The organism is Burkholderia sp. Bp9015, assembly GCF_003853505.1.
Lineage (GTDB): Bacteria > Pseudomonadota > Gammaproteobacteria > Burkholderiales > Burkholderiaceae > Burkholderia.
In genome coordinates this window covers 101,696-119,351 of record NZ_QTPZ01000025.1, presented here as the reverse complement: position 1 = coordinate 119,351, position 17,656 = coordinate 101,696, and the positions used below count along the sequence as shown (strand labels likewise).

General features: G+C 66.0%; 16 protein-coding genes. 8 read left to right on the top strand and 8 right to left on the bottom strand.

Features of this window, described 5'->3' with window-relative positions:
* From DIE12_RS24890 to DIE12_RS24870, 5 genes are all read right to left on the bottom strand, one after another.
* Window positions 1-797, bottom strand: a 797-nt coding sequence (locus DIE12_RS24890) for an NAD(P)/FAD-dependent oxidoreductase (protein WP_148092720.1), incomplete at its 3' end; no start/stop codon positions are given.
* A 21-nt stretch (window positions 798-818) separates the two neighbouring features.
* Window positions 819-1,484: a HutD family protein gene (locus DIE12_RS24885; RefSeq protein ID WP_124521274.1), complete on the bottom strand. Its 666-nt coding sequence runs from the start codon at window positions 1,482-1,484 to the stop codon at window positions 819-821.
* Window positions 1,481-2,425 carry an electron transfer flavoprotein subunit alpha/FixB family protein gene (locus DIE12_RS24880; RefSeq protein WP_124521272.1) on the bottom strand — a complete coding sequence of 315 codons (945 nt, stop codon included), beginning with the start codon at window positions 2,423-2,425 and terminating at the stop codon, window positions 1,481-1,483. Before DIE12_RS24880 ends, DIE12_RS24885 begins: the two co-directional genes overlap by 4 nt.
* Entirely contained in the window at window positions 2,422-3,201 is a 780-nt protein-coding gene (locus DIE12_RS24875; RefSeq protein ID WP_124521271.1) for an electron transfer flavoprotein subunit beta/FixA family protein, read from the bottom strand. The genes DIE12_RS24880 and DIE12_RS24875 overlap by 4 nt, the downstream gene beginning before the upstream one ends.
* 27 nt (window positions 3,202-3,228) lie before the next feature.
* Window positions 3,229-4,413, bottom strand: coding sequence for an FAD-binding oxidoreductase (locus tag DIE12_RS24870; protein ID WP_124521269.1), 1,185 nt, complete (start codon window positions 4,411-4,413; stop codon window positions 3,229-3,231).
* A 177-nt stretch (window positions 4,414-4,590) separates the two neighbouring features.
* Here DIE12_RS24870 and DIE12_RS24865 point away from each other — a divergent pair, with 177 nt between their 5' ends.
* Window positions 4,591-5,556, top strand: a complete 966-nt coding sequence (locus tag DIE12_RS24865) for a LysR family transcriptional regulator (RefSeq protein ID WP_124488118.1) — start codon at window positions 4,591-4,593, stop codon at window positions 5,554-5,556.
* A gap of 17 nt (window positions 5,557-5,573) precedes the next feature.
* Window positions 5,574-6,383 (top strand): N-formylglutamate deformylase, encoded by an 810-nt coding sequence (hutG, locus tag DIE12_RS24860; RefSeq protein ID WP_124521267.1) that lies wholly within the window; start codon window positions 5,574-5,576, stop codon window positions 6,381-6,383.
* Between the two features lie 212 nt (window positions 6,384-6,595).
* Here hutG and DIE12_RS24855 read toward each other — a convergent pair whose 3' ends face one another.
* Window positions 6,596-7,198, bottom strand: a complete 603-nt coding sequence (locus tag DIE12_RS24855; RefSeq protein ID WP_124488097.1) for a helix-turn-helix domain-containing protein — start codon at window positions 7,196-7,198, stop codon at window positions 6,596-6,598.
* A gap of 250 nt (window positions 7,199-7,448) precedes the next feature.
* On the opposite strand from DIE12_RS24855, the gene glnT reads away from it, so the two are divergent.
* The 5 genes from glnT (at window position 7,449) to DIE12_RS24830 (ending at window position 13,409) form a co-directional block, all read left to right on the top strand.
* Complete coding sequence (gene glnT, locus DIE12_RS24850) at window positions 7,449-8,837, top strand: type III glutamate--ammonia ligase (protein ID WP_185640876.1); 1,389 nt, start codon at window positions 7,449-7,451, stop codon at window positions 8,835-8,837.
* Window positions 8,838-8,849: 12 nt separating this feature from the next.
* Window positions 8,850-9,758, top strand: coding sequence for a class II glutamine amidotransferase (locus tag DIE12_RS24845; RefSeq protein WP_034191062.1), 909 nt, complete (start codon window positions 8,850-8,852; stop codon window positions 9,756-9,758).
* Window positions 9,746-10,435 carry a protein glxC gene (locus DIE12_RS24840; RefSeq protein WP_124521265.1) on the top strand — a complete coding sequence of 230 codons (690 nt, stop codon included), beginning with the start codon at window positions 9,746-9,748 and terminating at the stop codon, window positions 10,433-10,435. Before DIE12_RS24845 ends, DIE12_RS24840 begins: the two co-directional genes overlap by 13 nt.
* Window positions 10,436-10,460: 25 nt before the next feature.
* Window positions 10,461-11,822, top strand: a complete 1,362-nt coding sequence (locus tag DIE12_RS24835; RefSeq protein ID WP_034191060.1) for an FMN-binding glutamate synthase family protein — start codon at window positions 10,461-10,463, stop codon at window positions 11,820-11,822.
* 189 nt (window positions 11,823-12,011) lie between these two features.
* Window positions 12,012-13,409, top strand: a complete 1,398-nt coding sequence (locus DIE12_RS24830) for an ammonium transporter (RefSeq protein ID WP_124521263.1) — start codon at window positions 12,012-12,014, stop codon at window positions 13,407-13,409.
* Window positions 13,410-13,605: 196 nt separating this feature from the next.
* Here the strand turns inward: DIE12_RS24830 and DIE12_RS38735 are convergent, their stop codons facing one another.
* The gene (locus DIE12_RS38735; protein WP_260427865.1) at window positions 13,606-13,911 is read right to left on the bottom strand and encodes a hypothetical protein; all 306 of its coding nucleotides are present in this window, start codon (window positions 13,909-13,911) and stop codon (window positions 13,606-13,608) included.
* A gap of 349 nt (window positions 13,912-14,260) precedes the next feature.
* Here DIE12_RS38735 and DIE12_RS24820 point away from each other — a divergent pair, with 349 nt between their 5' ends.
* The gene (locus DIE12_RS24820; protein ID WP_221623855.1) at window positions 14,261-15,181 is read left to right on the top strand and encodes an SDR family oxidoreductase; all 921 of its coding nucleotides are present in this window, start codon (window positions 14,261-14,263) and stop codon (window positions 15,179-15,181) included.
* A gap of 51 nt (window positions 15,182-15,232) precedes the next feature.
* Here DIE12_RS24820 and DIE12_RS24815 read toward each other — a convergent pair whose 3' ends face one another.
* On the bottom strand, window positions 15,233-17,581 hold the full coding sequence (locus tag DIE12_RS24815; protein WP_221623854.1) for a DUF1989 domain-containing protein: 2,349 nt from the start codon (window positions 17,579-17,581) through the stop codon (window positions 15,233-15,235).
* Window positions 17,582-17,656 lie beyond the last annotated feature (75 nt).

Sequence of the window (17,656 nt, the reverse complement as noted above, 5' to 3'; positions counted from 1 at the left end):
TGGTTGTTGTCCATGTGATACAGGAACGAGCCGCCGTAGGTGTCCGACTTCAGCGGCCAGCCGGCCGTGTGGATCACGAGGCCCGGCTTGTGCTTCTCGGGATCGATCTCCCACAGTTCCTTGATGCCGATCCCGTAGGCCTGCGGATCGGCGTTCGCGTCGAGCTTGAACTTCGAGATCAGCTGACGGCCGAGATGGCCGCGGCAGCCTTCGGCGAACAGCGTGTACTTCGCGTGCAGCTCCATGCCGAGCTGGAAGTTCTCGGTCGGCTCGCCGTCCTTGCCCACGCCCATGTTGCCGGTGGCGACGCCTTTCACGGAGCCGTCGTCGTTGTACAGAATCTCGGCAGCCGGAAAGCCCGGGAAGATCTCGACGCCCAGGGCTTCCGCCTGCTGGCCGAGCCAGCGCGTGACGTTGCCGAGTGAGATCACGTAGTTGCCGTGGTTCTGGAAGTTGGCGGGCAGCGCCCAGTTCGGCGTCGTGACCGCGCTCTTTTCCGACAGGAACAGGAAGCGGTCTTCCGTCACCTCGACGTTCACGGGCGCACCCTGTTCCTTCCAGTCGGGAAACAGTTCGGTGATCGCGCGCGGGTCCATCACCGCGCCCGACAGGATGTGCGCGCCGATCTCGGAACCCTTCTCGAGCACGCACACGCCGATCTCGGTGCCTTTCTCGGCGGCCAGTTGCTTGAGCCGGATCGCGGCCGACAGCCCGGCCGGGCCGCCGCCGACGATCACGACGTCGTATTCCATCGATTCGCGCGGGCCGTATTGTTCAATAAGAGAAACGTGGGACATGAACGTACAAGAAGGCGGGGATTAGCGTCCGACTGGCTCGATCGCGATCGAGATCAGGCGGGAGTCGAGTGCGTCGGACTGCAGGTCGATTTCTTCGCTGCGGCCGTCGAGCCACAGGCCATGCATCGGCAGCAGGGTCTGGGTACTGAGCGACGCGCTGCTGAAGCGCCATTGGCCGGCCGCGCAAATCAGCAGATGCGTCGGCGCCGGCGTCACGCGGCGTGAATGCGTCGCCACGCTCACGGTGGCCCGGCAGGCCGCGCGGCGCGTCATCACGTTGAGGACGTGCGTAGGCCGTACGATGTCAGTCGTCCACACCGGCAAATCGCCGGGAAAGTACGCCGGCACGATCGGGTGCGCGACGAGATGCCCGTCCTGCGCGCGCAGTTCGACGCTCGAGTTGTCGACCGGCACGAGTATCCGGTCGACGCCCGGAAACTGCGAGAAGCGGGCCGATCCGTCGAGCGTTGCGAGACTGATACGCCAGTCCACGTTGCCGTCGGAGTCGATGCGGCTGGCGATCGTTCGCGTGACGCCCGCGCCGTTCGCCCAGGCTTCAGACTCGACTTGCGCGCAATCGATAAACCGGACGGACGGATAGTGCGACGCCGACGGTGCAGTCCCGCTGGAGGAACGTGGTGCAGGCACGCGCGGGACGCCGCCCTGCCCGGAATCCGGGTGCGTCATGCACCACCCCCGGCCTCGACGTGACGTTCGAGTGCAGCCATCACGTCGAACAGGTCCCCCACGAAGCCCACGTCCGCAAACGAGAAGATGGGCGCATCCGGATCCTTGTTGACGGCGACGATCAACTTCGAATCCTTCATGCCGGCCAGGTGCTGAACGGCGCCCGAGATCCCGAACGCGAGATAAGCGTCGGGGGCGACGGTCTTGCCGGTTTGCCCGACCTGGATCGCGTTCGGTGCGTAGCCGGCATCGACCGCGGCACGTGATGCGCCGAGGGCTGCGCCGACACGCGACGCGAGCGTGCCGAGCCGCGCCATGTTCTCGCTGGACGCGAGCCCACGCCCGCCTGACACGACGATCGGCGCATTCGCGAGATCGATGCCGGCTGTCTGGGCGCCGTTGCGTTCGATGAGCGTTGTCGCGGCGAATGCGGGCGGCGCATCCACGGAATCGATCGGTGCCGGTTCCGCTCGCGCGCCTGCCGCCGCGAACGACGATGCGCGCACGGTCGCAAAGCTGGTCTCGCGCGCGCTTTCGACGGTCGCGACGATGCTTCCCGCATACAGGCCGCGCACGAAGCGTCCGTCGTCCGTGATGCCGGTCACGTCCGCGACGAACGCCGCACCGGTGAGGGCCGCGGCCCGCGGCAACGCGTTCCGGCCCAGCGTGCGATGGGCGGCCGCGATCAGCGTGTAGCGTGGCGCCAGTCCGGCAAGCAGCACGGCGAGGCTTTCCGGCGTGACGGCGCCGGCCGTGCCGGGCAGATCGGGCCGGAGTACACGGTCGACGCCGTCGATCAGCGCGGCTTGCGCGGCCGCCGCGGGATCGAGCACAAGCACGTCGACAGGATGCCGGCATGCCGTTGCGGCAGTCACGACGCGCCGGACCGTATCCGGCAGCGTATGGTCGGCCGTGGTTTCGGCGATGACGAGCGTTCTCATGCGGAGACTCCTGTATGGGCAAAGACGTTGTGCGCCGCGAGCGCGGCGATCAGTGCGTCGATGTCGGCAACGCGGTGACCCGAGCGCTGTACGGTGGGCTCGTCGAGTTGCACTGCGCGCGACGACGGTGCGAGGTCGACTGCGAATCGCGTGGCGGGAACGATTGCGAGCGGCTTCTGCTTGGCCTTGACGATACTCGGCAGCGTCACGCGTCGCGGTTCGGCCAGGCGCAGGTCGGCGCTCACGACGGCGCGTCCGGTCAGCCGCCAGGTCGCGGTGCCGCTGTCGTCGCCGCACGTGACGCGCCAGCCGTCGCCTTCGGGTGCGAGAGCCGTCGCGTCGAGACCTTGCGGCCAGCCGAGCAGGCCGGCGAGCATGGGCGCGACGCCGCCGGTGTCGTCGTCGATCGCCTGCTTGCCGCAAAGCACGAGGTCGTAAGGCGACGTGCCGAGGTATGCGTGGAGCAACCGTGCGACGCCCAGCGAGTCGAGCGACGCGGCGACGTCGCCGGTGTCGATCAGGATCGCGTCGTCGGCACCCATGGCCAGGCCGGTGCGCAGCACGTCCTGGCAAGCGGCCGCGCCGCACGTGACCACGCTCACCTGGGCGGCATGGCCGGCCTCGCGCAGGCGCAGCGCCATCTCGAGTGCGCATTCGTCGAACGGGTTGATGGACATCTTGAGGCCGGTCGTCTCGATCGAGCCGGTTGAACCGACCCGCACGCGCACGTTCGGATCGACGACGCGCTTGACGGGCACCAGTATCTTCAGGGGCATGGGAATGTCTCGTCGAAAGGATGAAGATCAGGACACGGCGCCGAGGCCATACTTGCCGGTGAGCAAGGCGCCGGTCGCAAAGCGTTCGAGCGAGTAAGGGGCGAGCGACACGTCGGTCGGCTGTCCGAGCGCATGCTGTGCGAGCAGTTTGCCGATGCCGGGCGACAGCTTGAAGCCGTGGCCCGAGAAACCGAAGCCAACCACGAGTCCGTCGATGTCGCCGATGTTGCCAAGCACCGGGTTCCAGTCGGGGGTCACGTCGTAGACGCCGGTCCACGACGACGCGAGCCCGGCTGTCTCGTAGGCGGGAAAGCGTTCGGCGACCTGCGCACCGACTTCGGCGACGTAATCCAGCGAAATGTCGCCCTGTTCGGTTTCCGGCGCATTCAGCGTCTCGCCGACGACGCCCTCGGAGACCAGCATCTGGCTGCCGCCATAGCTGCGGTAATAGAGCATGCCGGGCGAGCCCAGGTCCTTGAACGCCGGCATCTGGAACGAATATCGTGCGTCGCACTCGAGCGCCAGCACGGTGTGCCGTTCCGGTTTCACGGGTAGCGGGACGTCGATCCAGCCGGACAGTTCCGGGGTCCAGATGTTCTGCGTACTGATCAGCGTGCCGCACATGAAGCGGCCGGCGCTCGTGTCGACGCCGACGATGCGGCGGCCGTCACGCACGACCCCCGTCACGGTCGTGCCTTCGAGAATCTTCACGCCGCGCCGGCGTGCCGATTTCGCGAAGCTAGTCGCGACGAGATAGGCGTCGGCGAAGCCCGCTTCCGGCTCGAAGCCGATCAGCGCCGCGTCGTCGAACCGTGCGATCGGCAGGCGGGCACGTGCGTCGTCCCGATCGAGCAACTGCACCTCGATGTCCATCGCGCGTTGCGCGTCGAGCGACGCGCGCAGCGGCTCGAGCTTCGCCCCCTCCGGCGCACAGATCATGTAGCCGCACTTGACGAGCCCGCACGACGCCTCGTCGTCGCCGACGTATTCGGCGAAGTTGTTGAAGGCCGACCACGACGAGCGCGCCAGCTCGACGTTCTGGCGGACCGAATAATGCGTGCGCAGCAGGCCGGACGATTGCGACGTGGTGCCGGCGCCGATCATGCCCCGTTCGATGACGAGCACGTTGCGTGCGCCGAGCGACGCAAGATGATGCGCGACCGACGTGCCGATCACGCCGGCACCGATCACGATGAAGTCGAAGTGGCTCATGGCTTCCCTCTGGATGGACGACGTGCCGATTCTAGGGAGCCGCGGTGCCGCCGAATTTTGTATTAGGCAAACTTATGCAACGTGCCCGGAAGTGCTCATCCTGCGTCCGGGCAGGCCGAATCGGCGCACCATGCGTTCCGTATTGCCGGAATGGACGCCGCCGCCACTGGAGCCTCTATGCGACGCACCCTATCGCCCATCGACCTGCGTGCCCTGCAGGCCTTCGTCGCCGTGTGCGAGACCGGTTCGATGACCGCCGCGGCCAGGCGGATCGGGGTCAGCCAGAGCGCGATCAGCCAGGCGATTTCCGCCCTCGAGCGCGAACAGGGGACGGTGCTGTTCGATCGGGACAGCCGCCCGCCGCGCCCCAATCTCGCCGGCCGGGCATTGCTGGAACTGGCCGGCCCGCTGCTCGAGCATGCGCAGATGGTCAGCACGCGCGTCGGCGATGCGTCGGACGCGGGGCGGGTGCCCGTGCGGCTCGGCTGCGTCGACTCGTTCGCGGCGACGGTCGGCCCGGAACTGATTCGCGCGGTGTCGGGCACGTCGCGACAGATTTCGATGTGGTCCGGGATCACGCCGGGTTTGAGCAAGCAATTGCATGACCGGGAGATCGACGTCGCCGTATGTACGCAGACCACGCTCAGCGACGCGCGTATCGTCGAAGTCCCGTTGTTCTCCGAAGCATTCGTCGCGGTCGTCGCGCGCGCGCATCTGGCCGGGCGCCAGCAGGCCGACTGGCGAACGCTGGCCGCCGAACTGCCGTTGATCCGTTACACCGCACGTTCCGTGATCGGCCAGCAGGTCGAGCGGTTCGCGCGCCATCTCGGCATTGATAGCCCGAGGCGCTTCGAATTCGACGCGACGGATCCGCTGCTGAGCCTGGTTGCCGCCCGGCTCGGCTTCGCGATCTCGACGCCGCTGTGCCTGTGGCAGGCGCGCCATTACCTCGGCGACGTCGTGGTCGTGCCGCTGCCGGGCGGCCGGCTCGGCCGGCGCGATTTCTTTCTCCTGCACCGACAGGGCGAGTGGGAGGACTTCGTCACGGAGATCATCGAGCTGACGCGCGGCGTGCTCGACCATTCGATCCGGCCGGCGCTTGCGCGCGCCGTGCCGCAGTTACCCGAAGATGCATTGCTTTGATTCGTACGGAGTGCTCGATGAGTGACCTATACACGCTGCAACGCGGCGATGCGCCGCTGCTGATTTCGATTCCGCACCTGGGAACGGCGATACCCGCGCCGTTGCGCGACGCGTACACCGACCGCGCGCTGACACTCGCCGATACCGACTGGCACCTCGACCGACTGTACGCGTTCGCGACCACGCTCGGCGCGACGATGCTCGGTGCGACGGTTTCACGTTACGTGATCGACCTCAATCGTCCGTCGGACGACGAGAGCCTGTACCCGGGCCAGACGACGACGGGCTTGTGTCCGACCGAAACGTTTCGGGGCGAGCCCGTCTATCGCGAAGGATCCGAACCGGATGCGGCGGAGAAAGGTCGCCGGGTCGACGCATACTGGCAGCCGTACCACATGGCGCTGGCGGCCGAGCTGGCGCGGCTGCGCGAGCGTCACGGGCACGTGCTGCTTTGGGAAGCGCACTCGATCGCGAGCCTGCTGCCGCGGCTGTTCGACGGCAAGCTGCCCGACCTGAACATCGGCACGCAGGACGGCAGGACCGTCGCGCCGTCCGTGCAGGCCGCGGTCGAGCGCGAGGCTGCCGCAAGCCCGTTCACGTGGGTCGCCAACGGTCGCTTCAAGGGCGGCTTCATCACCCGCTCGTCCGGCCGGCCGTCACACGGCGTGCATGCGATCCAGCTGGAGATGTGCCAGTCGACCTACATGGACGAAGCTTTCCCGTTCGCCTACGACACCGAACGCGCGGCCCGCGTGCAGCCGACCGTGCGCCGGATGATCCGGGCGGCGCTGGATGCGCTGGCGGCACTGCCGCGGCTCGCAGCATAAGGAACGCTGATACATCTTCGTAATCGGGGTTCCCGTATCAGTGCGACGTTGCACCGAAGTTGGCGTGGCGCTGCACCCGCAGCACGCAGGGAGCGGGTTCTCACCCGCTGACGCACGGGTGCCATCTCGCCCGAAGTGTTTATTCACGGGAATCTTTGATTCCTGTAGATAAACCTGGCACGAGGCTTGCATTATCTCTCGCGACGGGAGGGTCATTCGTCGGCAGGGGGGCCGTAGACGAAGATCGACAGGAACTGGATCGGGGTCTTGATCAGGCGTTCCGGGCCGTGCGGTACGTCGGCGCGGAATGTCAGGGTGTCGCCCGGATGCAGGATGTAGGTCTGCTGACCGTGCCGGTATTCGATCACGCCCTTGAGCATGTGGATGAACTCGGTGCCGGGATGCTCGAAGACGGGAAAGCGTTCCGCCTGGTCCTCCATCGTGATCAGGAACGGCTCGAAGGTTTTACGCGGACCCTGGTCGTAGGCGAGCAGATGGTAGGTGTGGCCGCTTTTCGTGCCTTTCCGGACGACTTCCATGCCAGCGCCCTTCTTCACGAGCTGGGCGCCGCCCTGCGGGACGTCGAAGTTGCGGAACAGCACGGCCATGGAGACGCCGAGCGCCTGGGCAATGCGGTGGAGTACGTCGAGACCGGTCGAGGTCTGAGCGTTTTCGATCTTCGACAGCATGCCGCGGCTGATGCCGGCCTGTTCGGCGACCTGGGCGATGGTCAGGCCGTGGCTCTGGCGAAGCTCGCGGATGGTCGACCCGAGATAGCGTTCGAGCGGGGTCTTGCTGTCGTCAGCGGTATGCATCGTCGACCTCGGAAAAAGGGGCAAGGGTAGCAGATTGTGGTACGCGCGCCGGCACGGTCGGGACCGCCGGCGTGCGCACCGCAAGTTTCATATGGGGAATTATTGTTTCACAACAATAAATCCCTTCGCATGCAGAAGGCGTGATCGCAGCGTACCGGACGCGGTGCTTGCCTCATGTCGCGCAATTGGGCCGCTCGCCAGCCGGGCGGATTCCACAAACCAGTGAACGCAGCAGTTGCAAGGAGAGACGATGAACCTGAACGATGCGAGCCCGTTGCCAGTCAACGCACTCGGAAGCGTACCGCGCTTCGATTCGGTGGACGAAGCGCAGACATACCTTGCGCAACACGGTGTGAAGTATGTGCTCGCGCAATTCGTCGACATTCACGGCGTGGCCAAGGCGAAATCGGTGCCGGTCGCGCATCTGGGCAGCGTGCTGACCGCGGGCGCGGGTTTCGCGGGCTTTGCGATCTGGGGTGTCGGCATCGAGCCGAACGGGCCGGACTACATGGCGGTCGGCGATCTCGCGACGCTGACGCCGGTGCCGTGGCAGTCCGGGCTCGCGCGCATCGCGTGCGACGGTCACGTCGACGGCGCACCGTGGGCGTTCGATTCACGCGTGACGCTGAAGAAGCAGGTTGCCCGCCTGACCGAGCGCGGATGGACGCTCTTTACCGGCCTCGAGCCCGAATTTTCGCTGCTGAAGCGCTCCGCGTCGGGCACGCTCGAGCCTTGCGATCCGAGCGATACGCTGGCGAAGCCCTGCTACGACTACAAGGGGCTGTCCCGCACGCGCGTGTTCCTGGAAAAGCTCACCGAATCGCTGCGCGCGGTCGGCATCGACGTCTACCAGATCGACCACGAGGACGCGAACGGGCAGTTCGAGATCAACTACACGTATACCGACTGCCTGACGTCGTGCGATCACTACGTGTTCTTCAAGATGGCCGCGTCGGAAATCGCGAACGAGCTCGGGATGATCTGTTCGTTCATGCCGAAACCCTTCGCGAACCGCCCGGGCAACGGCATGCACATGCACATGTCGATCGGCGACGGCAAGCGCAACCTGTTCGCCGACGCCGACGATACGCTCGGCATGGGCCTGTCGGCACTCGGCTACCGGTTCACGGCGGGCCTGCTCGCGCATGCGTCCGCGCTGGCGGCGCTCTGCAACCCGACGGTGAACTCGTACAAGCGCCTCGTCGTCGGGCGCTCGCTGACCGGCGCGACCTGGGCGCCGGCCTACATCAGCTACGGCGACAACAATCGCTCGACCATGGTGCGGATGCCAGGCGGCCGGATCGAACTGCGTCTGCCGGACGGCGCATGCAACCCGTATCTCGCGACGGCGGCCGTGATCGCCGCCGGGCTCGACGGCATCGACCGCGACCTGTCGCCGGGTGCGCCGGCGAACGAGAACCTGTACGAGTGGCCTGCGCAGAAACTTCGCGACCACGGCATCGGCGTGCTGCCGCAAAACCTTGGCGAGGCGCTCGACGCGCTCGAGGCCGACCGGACGATCTGCGATGCGCTCGGGCCGGTGGTCGACGAGTTCATCAAGCTCAAGCGAATGGAGTGGCTGGAATACATGCGCCACGTATCGGACTGGGAAATCAAGCAGTACGTCGAATTTTTCTGAGGAGCAGGCAACATGTGTGGAATCGTAGGATTGCTGGTCAAGACACCGGCGTTGCGCGACCGGCTCGGCGAGCTGATGGTGCCGATGCTGATCGGCATGACCGAACGCGGCCCGGATTCGGCCGGTCTCGCGGTGTTCGGCGACGCGGTCGAGCCGAACCAGCGCAAGCTGAGCCTGTACTCGGGCTTTACGGATGAAGGCGAGCATTTTCCGTGGGACGTGCTGCTCGATCGGCTGAAGGCGTCCGTCGACGCCGCGGCGCGTGTCGATGCGAAGGGAAACCACGCGGTGCTGACCGTCCACGCGCAGGCCGACACGGTCAGGCACTGGCTGAACGAGCATTACCCGCGCGTGTACCTGCTGTCGGCCGGGCGCTCGATCGACCTGTACAAGGACATCGGCCTGCCCGCGGAGATCGCCGCGCGTTACGCGTTCGGCGGCCTCAAGGGTTCTCACCTGGTCGGCCATACGCGGATGGCGACCGAGTCCGCGGTGACGCCGGATCGCGCACATCCGTTTACGGCCGGCGAGGACTTCTGCCTGGTCCACAACGGCTCGCTGTCGAACCCTTACGGCGTGCGCCGGAAGCTGGAGCCGAAGGGCATTCATTTCGATACCGACAACGACACGGAGGCGGCGTGCCGCTTCCTCGAATGGCGACTGCGCGAGGGCGACACGCTGCCGGTCGCACTGCAGAAGGGCTTCGAGGAGCTCGATGGCTTCTACACGTTCCTGATGGGGACGCCCACCGAGCTGGCGCTGATTCGCGACCCGTTCGCATGCAAGCCGGCCGTCGTCGCCGAGAACGACGACTATGTCGCGATCGCGTCGGAATTTCGCTCGCTCGCGCATCTGCCGGACATCAGGAACGCCAAGGTATTCGAACCCGCACCCGAGGAGATGTACGTATGGAACGCATGACATTCGACCTTGAGCACGCAACCGTCAGGGACGTCAACCAGTACCTGCACGGCAGCGCGGACGTGCTCGACGGGCAGGCGATCGTCGTGGCCTCGCCGAACGGTGCGCACAACATCGCGGTCGGCGTGGACGCCGACGTGACCGTGACGATCGATGGCCACGCCGGCTATTACGCCGGCGGCATGAACCAGCGCGCCACGATCGTCATCGAGGGCAGCGCCGGGACCGGCGTCGCGGAAAACATGATGAGCGGCAAGGTGCACGTGAAGGGTTTCGCGTCGAACGGCGCGGGTGCCTCCGCGCACGGCGGGCTGCTCGTGATCGATGGCGACGCCGGGTTGCGTTGTGGCATCTCGCTGAAAGGGGGCGACATCGTCGTCGGCGGGTCGGTCGGCAGCTTCTCCGCATTCATGGCCCAGGCGGGCCGGATGGTGATCTGCGGTGACGCGGGCGACGCACTCGGTGATTCGCTCTACGAAGCAGTGCTCTACGTGAAGGGTGAAGTGAAGTCGCTCGGCGCGGACGCGCAGTTCGAGCCGATGGCCGACGCGGACTTCAGTGCCGTCGCGGCGCTGCTCGATGCGGCCGGGCTCGACCACGATCCGCGCGCGTTCAGGCGCATCGCTTCGGCCCGCACGCTCTACCACTGGAACGCCGACGCGAACCAGGAATATTGAATCCACGCTCCATCGAGGCAACGCCATGGAAGTCAAACCCATTCATTTCGCCCGCTTGCAGCAGGAAGAGTCGTACGGCTACGACCGCAAGACGATCGACTACATCCACACGGCCGCCCAACGCGGCCTGTACGAGATTCGCGGCCTCGGGGCGAAGCGTCACGTACCGCACTTCGACGATCTGCTGTTCCTCGGTGCTTCGCTTTCGCGTTACCCGCTCGAAGGATATCGCGAGAAATGCACGACGCAGACCGTGCTCGGCACGCGCTTCGCGAAGAAGCCCGTCGTGCTCGACATCCCGATCACCGTGGCCGGGATGAGCTTCGGCGCGCTGTCGGCGAACGTCAAGGAAGCGCTCGGCCGCGCGGCGACGGCGGCCGGCACGTCGACGACGACCGGCGACGGCGGGATGACGCAGGAGGAGCGCCGTTCGTCGAAGACGCTCGTCTACCAGTGCCTGCCGTCGCGCTACGGCTTCAATCCCGACGACGTGCGCCGCGCCGATGCGATCGAGGTCGTGATCGGGCAGGGTGCGAAGCCGGGCGGCGGCGGCATGCTGCTCGGACAGAAGGTCAATCCGCGCGTGGCGTCGATGCGCACGCTCCCGGCGGGCGTCGACCAGCGCTCGGCGAGCCGCCATCCGGACTGGACCGGCCCGGACGATCTCGCGATCAAGATCCAGGAACTGCGCGAGATCACCGACTGGGAAAAGCCGATCTACGTGAAGGTCGGGGCAACGCGCACGTTCAACGACGTGAAGCTCGCGGTGCATGCGGGCGCGGATGTCGTCGTGGTCGACGGGATGCAGGGCGGCACGGCGGCAACCCAGACCTGCTTCATCGAGAACGTGGGCATTCCGACGCTGGCGGCGGTCCGTCAGGCCGTCGCCGCGCTCGAGGACCTGAACATGAAGGGGCAGGTTCAACTGATCGTGTCGGGCGGCATTCGCACCGGTGCGGACGTCGCCAAGGCGCTCGCGCTCGGCGCGGATGCCGTCGCGATCGGCCAGGGGGTGCTGATGGCGCTCGGCTGCAACAGCGAATCGTACTTCCAGGACGGCATGCTGCATTCGGCTGCGGCAGATTACGCGGCGCTGCATACGTCGCCGGGTTTCTGTCACCACTGTCATACCGGCAAGTGTCCGGTGGGCGTGACGACGCAGGACGCGGTGCTCGAAAAGCGTCTCGAGCCGGAAGAGGGCGCGCGTCGTGTGCGCAATTACCTGAAGACGCTGAACATGGAGCTGACCACCATCGCGCGCGCCTGCGGCAAGCAGAACGTTCATCACCTGGAGCCGGAAGATCTCGTCGCGCTGACGGTCGAGGCGGCCGCGATGGCGCGCGTGCCGCTGGCCGGCACGTCGTGGATTCCGGGCGAGCGGTCATGACCGCGGTGTGACGGTGCGCGCGACATGGCGCCGCGCAGTAGCGGGCGGCGTCATGTCGTCGGTCGCTTCAGACGCCGCGACCCGCTCGGTGCCTCCGTGCGGTGTCGCGGTCATTCCCGATTTTGCTGGTTCGTCATCGGTTATCGCGTGCATCGCGGGGCGGTGCATGCCTTGCTTCGAGGAAACGACATGAAAAAGACGATTGGCTGGATTCTGTGCGCGTGGCTCGCATTGCTGGCGCTACCCGTGTTCGCGGACGACAAGGTGGCGGCGGTGCCGGTGCCGAACAAGGGCGACACCGCGTGGATGATCGTCGCGACGCTGCTCGTCGTGATGATGGCGGCACCCGGGCTCGGCCTTTTCTACGGCGGAATGGTGCGGGCGAAGAACATGCTGTCGATCCTGATGCAGACGCTCGTGGTGTTCTGCCTGCTCGGCGTTCTGTGGGCGGTATACGGTTACAGCATCGCGTTCACCGAAGGCAACGCGTTCTTCGGCGGGCTCTCGAAGGCGTTCCTGGTCGGCATCACGCCGGATTCGACCGCCGCGACCTTCAGCAAGGGCGTCGTCATTCCGGAGTTCATCTACGTGTCGTTCCAGCTGACGTTCGCCGCGATCACGCCCGCGCTGATCGTGGGGGGCATCGCCGAACGCGCGAAATTCTCCGCGGTGCTGGCGTTCATGGTGCTGTGGTTCACCTTCTCGTACCTGCCGATTGCGCACATGGTCTGGTACTGGGCGGGCCCGGACGCTTACACGAGCGCCGCGGCGGCCGACAAGGCCGGCGCGACGGCCGGCTTCTTGTTCCAGAAGGGCGCGATCGATTTCGCAGGCGGCACCGTGGTGCATATCAATGCAGGCATCGCGGCGCTGGTCGGCGCGATCATGATCGGCAAGCGGGCGGGGTTCGGCAGGGAGACGATGGCGCCGCACAATCTGACGATGACGATGATCGGCGGGTCGCTGCTGTGGGTCGGCTGGTTCGGATTCAATGTGGGCTCCGCGCTCGAGGCAAGCGGCGCGGCGACGCTCGCATTCGTCACGACGCTTTTGGCGACCTGTGCGGCGACGGTGTCGTGGACGTTCGTCGAATGGTCGCTGAAGAAGAAACCGTCCATGCTCGGCGCGGTGTCCGGCGCGATCGCGGGGCTGGTCGTGATCACCCCGGCATGTGGGTTCGTCGGGCCGATGGGCGCGATCGCGATGGGGTTGATCGCGGGCATCGTCTGCTATTGGGGCGTCAACGGGCTCAAGCGCCTTCTCGGTGTCGACGATTCGCTCGACGTATTCGGCGTCCACTGCATCGGCGGCATCGCGGGTGCGCTGCTCACCGGGGTATTCGCGTCGCCGTCGCTGGGCGGAACCGGGATCTACGACTACGTGGCAAACAAGGTCGCCGACTACCACATCGGCGAGCAACTGATTGCGCAGTGCTGGGGCGTCGGGACCTCGCTCGTGTGGTCGGCGGTCGTGTCGGTTGCCGCATTCAAGCTGGTCGACATGACGATCGGTCTGCGTGTCGACGGTGAGCGCGAACGTGAGGGTCTCGACGTCAGTTCGCACGGGGAGACGGCTTACCATTCGTGACGATCGCGTAGCCGCAAGCGCGCATTGTGCGCCGGTTCGCCGTCCCTATCCGGGGCGGTTGAACTGCATCGGTTGTCAAACGGGGCGGCGGGATCGATTAAGGCAGAGCATCGACGGATGACTGAATTCGGCGGCAATTCGTCGTTCATCTGTCTGCCCGACGAACGCTTCGATTGCCAGCGCTCCAGTGCGGAAGTTACTTGCCGTGCTCCTCCCATACCTTCGACCATGAACGAATCGCCTCGAGATTCGTACGGATATCACACAGTACGCCGTCGGCACCCTGGGGATGAAATTGATGTCTGCGAACGCTGTAGAAGTCCTGGGCGAGGATCCTGATGTGACCTACCCTGTCGGCGCAGTAGCCGCAGCGAGCGCGAATGCGACCATGCAGAAGCTCGAGTTGTTCCAGGGCCGAAGGGTTTGGAGCAGCGAGATCGTTTTCGCGAAAAATTGCTTCTATCTCGGCTGCGACGTCGCGAATGATTTCAGATGTCTTCATGGAAAACTTTATCCATAACACCGTGGGCGTTAGCTAGGTAAGATTGGTGAAAATGGGATTTAACAAAGTATAACGTTTCGATCGCGCCATTTTCTTTTTTTCAAAAAATAAGTCGCTGGTAGCCCGGATTTTCGTGGGTATCCCTATTGGCGTCTAATGCGAGTTATTTGGCGCATTTCGATAATGATTAAATGCAATGCAAATCCCATAATGAAGTAACGGGAATTTATGAAAGCCGCGCCATGGGGAATTTGGTCGGCAAGCGAGTCGTCATTGCCGGTGGTCCCGGTGGCTTCAGCGTCGGCGCGGCCAGGTGTCGTAATGAACCTGACGATGGGAGAGAAGGGTGATGGACCCGATAACCGCATTGCGCTTTTCGCGACGCAGCACCGCGGAGCAGGTCACCGAGGGCCTGGATCTCTCCGGCCGGACGATCCTGATCACGGGCTGTAATTCTGGTATCGGTCTTGAAACGACGCGGGTTTTGGCAATGCGCGGCGCCCGCATCATTGCCGTCGCGAGGGATGAAGACAAGGCGCGCGCCGCCCTGGCGATCGCCGACGCCGCAGATGGCATGGCCGTTGGAGCCGAACTGACCGATCTCGCTTCCGTTGCCCGGGCCGCCGACCGCATTCTCGCGTGCGGCATCACCCTCGATGCCGTCGTCACCAATGCCGCGATAATGGCGCTGCCAAAGCTGGAGACGGTGAACGGCGTGGAAAAGCAGTTCTTCGTCAACCATGTCGCCCATCATCTGCTGGTGACGCGGTTGCTGCCTTCAATCAACCGCTCGCGCCCGGGCCGGATCGTCATTGTGGGCAGTCATTCCCATCGCTTTGCTCCAGGCGGGAAAGGCATTGATTTCGACAATCTCGACGGTAGCAACGGCTATCGCGGTTTTCCGTTCTATGGCCAGGCGAAGCTCGCCAACATCCTGTTCGCGAACGAGCTTTCACGCAGAGTGGGTCATGTCGGAATCACTGCAAACGCACTCCATCCGGGACTGATTGGCGCCACGGGCCTGCATCGGCATATGCGCGGGCCGTTCAACTGGATCGTCTCGGCTGCGATGCTGTTCGGCAAAACGGTGCCGCAGGGCGCCGCGACAACGTGCCTGCTGGCCGCGCATCCTGCGCTGAACGGCGTCACCGGCCGTTATTTCGCGGATTGCCGCGCTGCCGAATCCTCGGCCTTCGCCCGGGACGCCGATCTCGCCCGGCGCCTCTGGGAGCGCACCGAGGAAATCATCGCATCCCACGGGATGACCTGATCCCGAACGCTTCGGTTGCCTGCAGGTGTGTGCAAGGGGCAATCGCATCCGCTAGCCGCGTACGCGCGCCTTCTCCGGATCGTAAAAGATCGGGGCGGTCACCCGCGCGTCGATGCGCTTCTGCTGGCCGTCGAGCTTGCCGACGTGGAGCACGTTGCCCGGCTCCGTGTGGTGAACGTCGATTCGCGCGAGCGCGATGCTCCTGCCGAGGATCGGCGAGCGCATGCCGCTCGTGACGACGCCGACCTGTGCCCGCCCGTTGTGCACGCAATCGCCGTGACGGGCCGGTTCGTTGCCGGCGAGTTCGAGCCCGACGAGCCGGCGGTGCGGATGCGCGCTGCGGCGAAGCAGCGCGTCGCGCCCGACGAAGTCATCGGTCTTCGTCGCGAGCGGAACGCTGAAGCCGATGCCGGCCTCGAACGGATCGGTTTCGTCGGTGAATTCGTAGCCGGCAAACACGAGCCCGGCTTCGATCCGCAACAGGTCGAGCGCGTCGAGACCGAGCGGCACGAGTCCGTGCGGCTGGCCCGCCGCCCAGATCGCGTCCCATACGGCTTGCGCGTCGCGCGGATGGCACCAGACCTCATAGCCGAGCTCGCCGGTGTAGCCGGTCCGGCTGACGATGACGGGGCAGCCGTCGTCGCCGCCGAGGCGGCCGATCAGGAAGCGGAACCAGCCGAGGCTGTCGAGCGACGGCTGGGTCGCGGGCGTGCGGATCAGCGCGCGCAGGATCTCGCGGCTGCGCGGCCCTTGCAGCGCGACATTGTGGATCTGGTCGGACGACGACTTGACCCAGGCCTTCATGCCGAGCCTGTTCGCCTGCTCCCGCAGCCAGACACCCGCGAAATCGTCGCCGCAGATCCAGCGGAACGTGTCGGGGCCGAGCCGCATCAGGGTGCCGTCGTCGAGCATTCCGCCGTGCGGATGGCACATCGCCGAGTAGACGACCTGTCCGACCGCGAGCCTGCGCACGTCGCGCGTCAGGCAGTATTGCAACAGGGCCTCGGCGTCGGGGCCGGTGACGTCGAACTTGCGCAACGCGGACAGATCGACGATCGCCGCGCGCTCGCGGCAGCCGTAGTATTCGTCGATCGCGCCGTAGCCGTCGAACCGCGCCGGCAGGTGCCAGCCGCGGTAGTCGGCAAAGTGGCGCGTGAGCGCCGACGTGCGGGCGTGGAAGCCCGACTGGCGCGTCAGCACGGGCGGGGCGTCGGGGGTGGGTCTGATGGCGGTGGACATGGTGACGCGCGCCTCGCTCGAATAGGTTCGGATCCGGATGTCGGTCGGTTGCCACGCGTTCGCGGGGTCGATGTCGTCGGGGCACGACGTGCTGACGCACAGCAGCGGCTTCAGCGCGCGCAGCAGCACGTAGTCGCCCGGGCGCGACCACGGCTCGTCGATCGTCATCTGGCCGTGCGCGTCGATCGAGGTGTTGAAGAAGAAATTGATCGCCGGCCAGCCGGGACGCGCGGCGATGCCGTATTCGGCGAGCACCGCACTGATGTTGTCGCTGCAGTTCGCATGGCCCGGGTAACCCTGCGTGTCGTAATAGCGCGCGGTGCACGCGAGCGCGAACGTGTCGTGCCGGCCGACGGTATCGTGCACGACTTCGAGCATCGGCTGCATGAGCTGATCGAAGAACCGCGAGTACAGACCGGGCATGGGATACGCATGACCGTTCAGCGTGCGGGTGACGGTCGGATCGAGACCGACTTCCCGGTGCCCACCGAGCGCGTCGAGATCGAATGCGACGAAATCGGAGCATTGCCTGCCGTCGACGTCGACGATCTGCAGGTACTCGCCGGCCGCGACCGTGTACGCGACGGCCGTTCCCGGACGGATGACGAAATCCGCGAGCGGATCGGCGAGCGGCACGCTCGTCTGCGTGGCAGCGGACGCGCCCGCGCGCACGACGGACAGCTGAAGCTCCGTCGCCGGCTGGCCGGCCCGGTCCACGGGCACGGGGCCGCCGGGCGCCGCGACGATCGCGACGATCGGCTCCGTCGCGACGAACGTGCGCATGGTGCCGGCGCGGGTGTCGCCGGACCAGAGGACGGCGCCGTCGGGCAACGGCTTGCCCGTCAGCCCGTGCCGTTCGAGCAGGATGGCGAGATCCGCTTGTGCTGCGGAAGCGCCGTTCAGGCATTCGGCGATGAAGCGTGCGCTGTCGTCGGGCGTCAGGGCGAGCGCGGCCAGCGCACTGCCGCCGTCGCGCACGCGCAATGCGAGCAGCTCCGCGCGCTGCCGGCCTTCGACGTCGATCACCTGCAGCGTATCGCCGGCATCGAGCTTGACGGCGGCGAGCCCCGCACCGGCGACACGATGGCGTTCGCGGCCGGCCGCATGCGCGGACAACGCAGGTTCGTGCGGCCGCGACACGGTCGGTGGTCGAATGAGCATGGACGTTCCTTGAATGAGTGGACGGGCGCGGCCCGCGATGCGCGCGGCCGCGAACGGCACGTCGGGCGTCGCGGC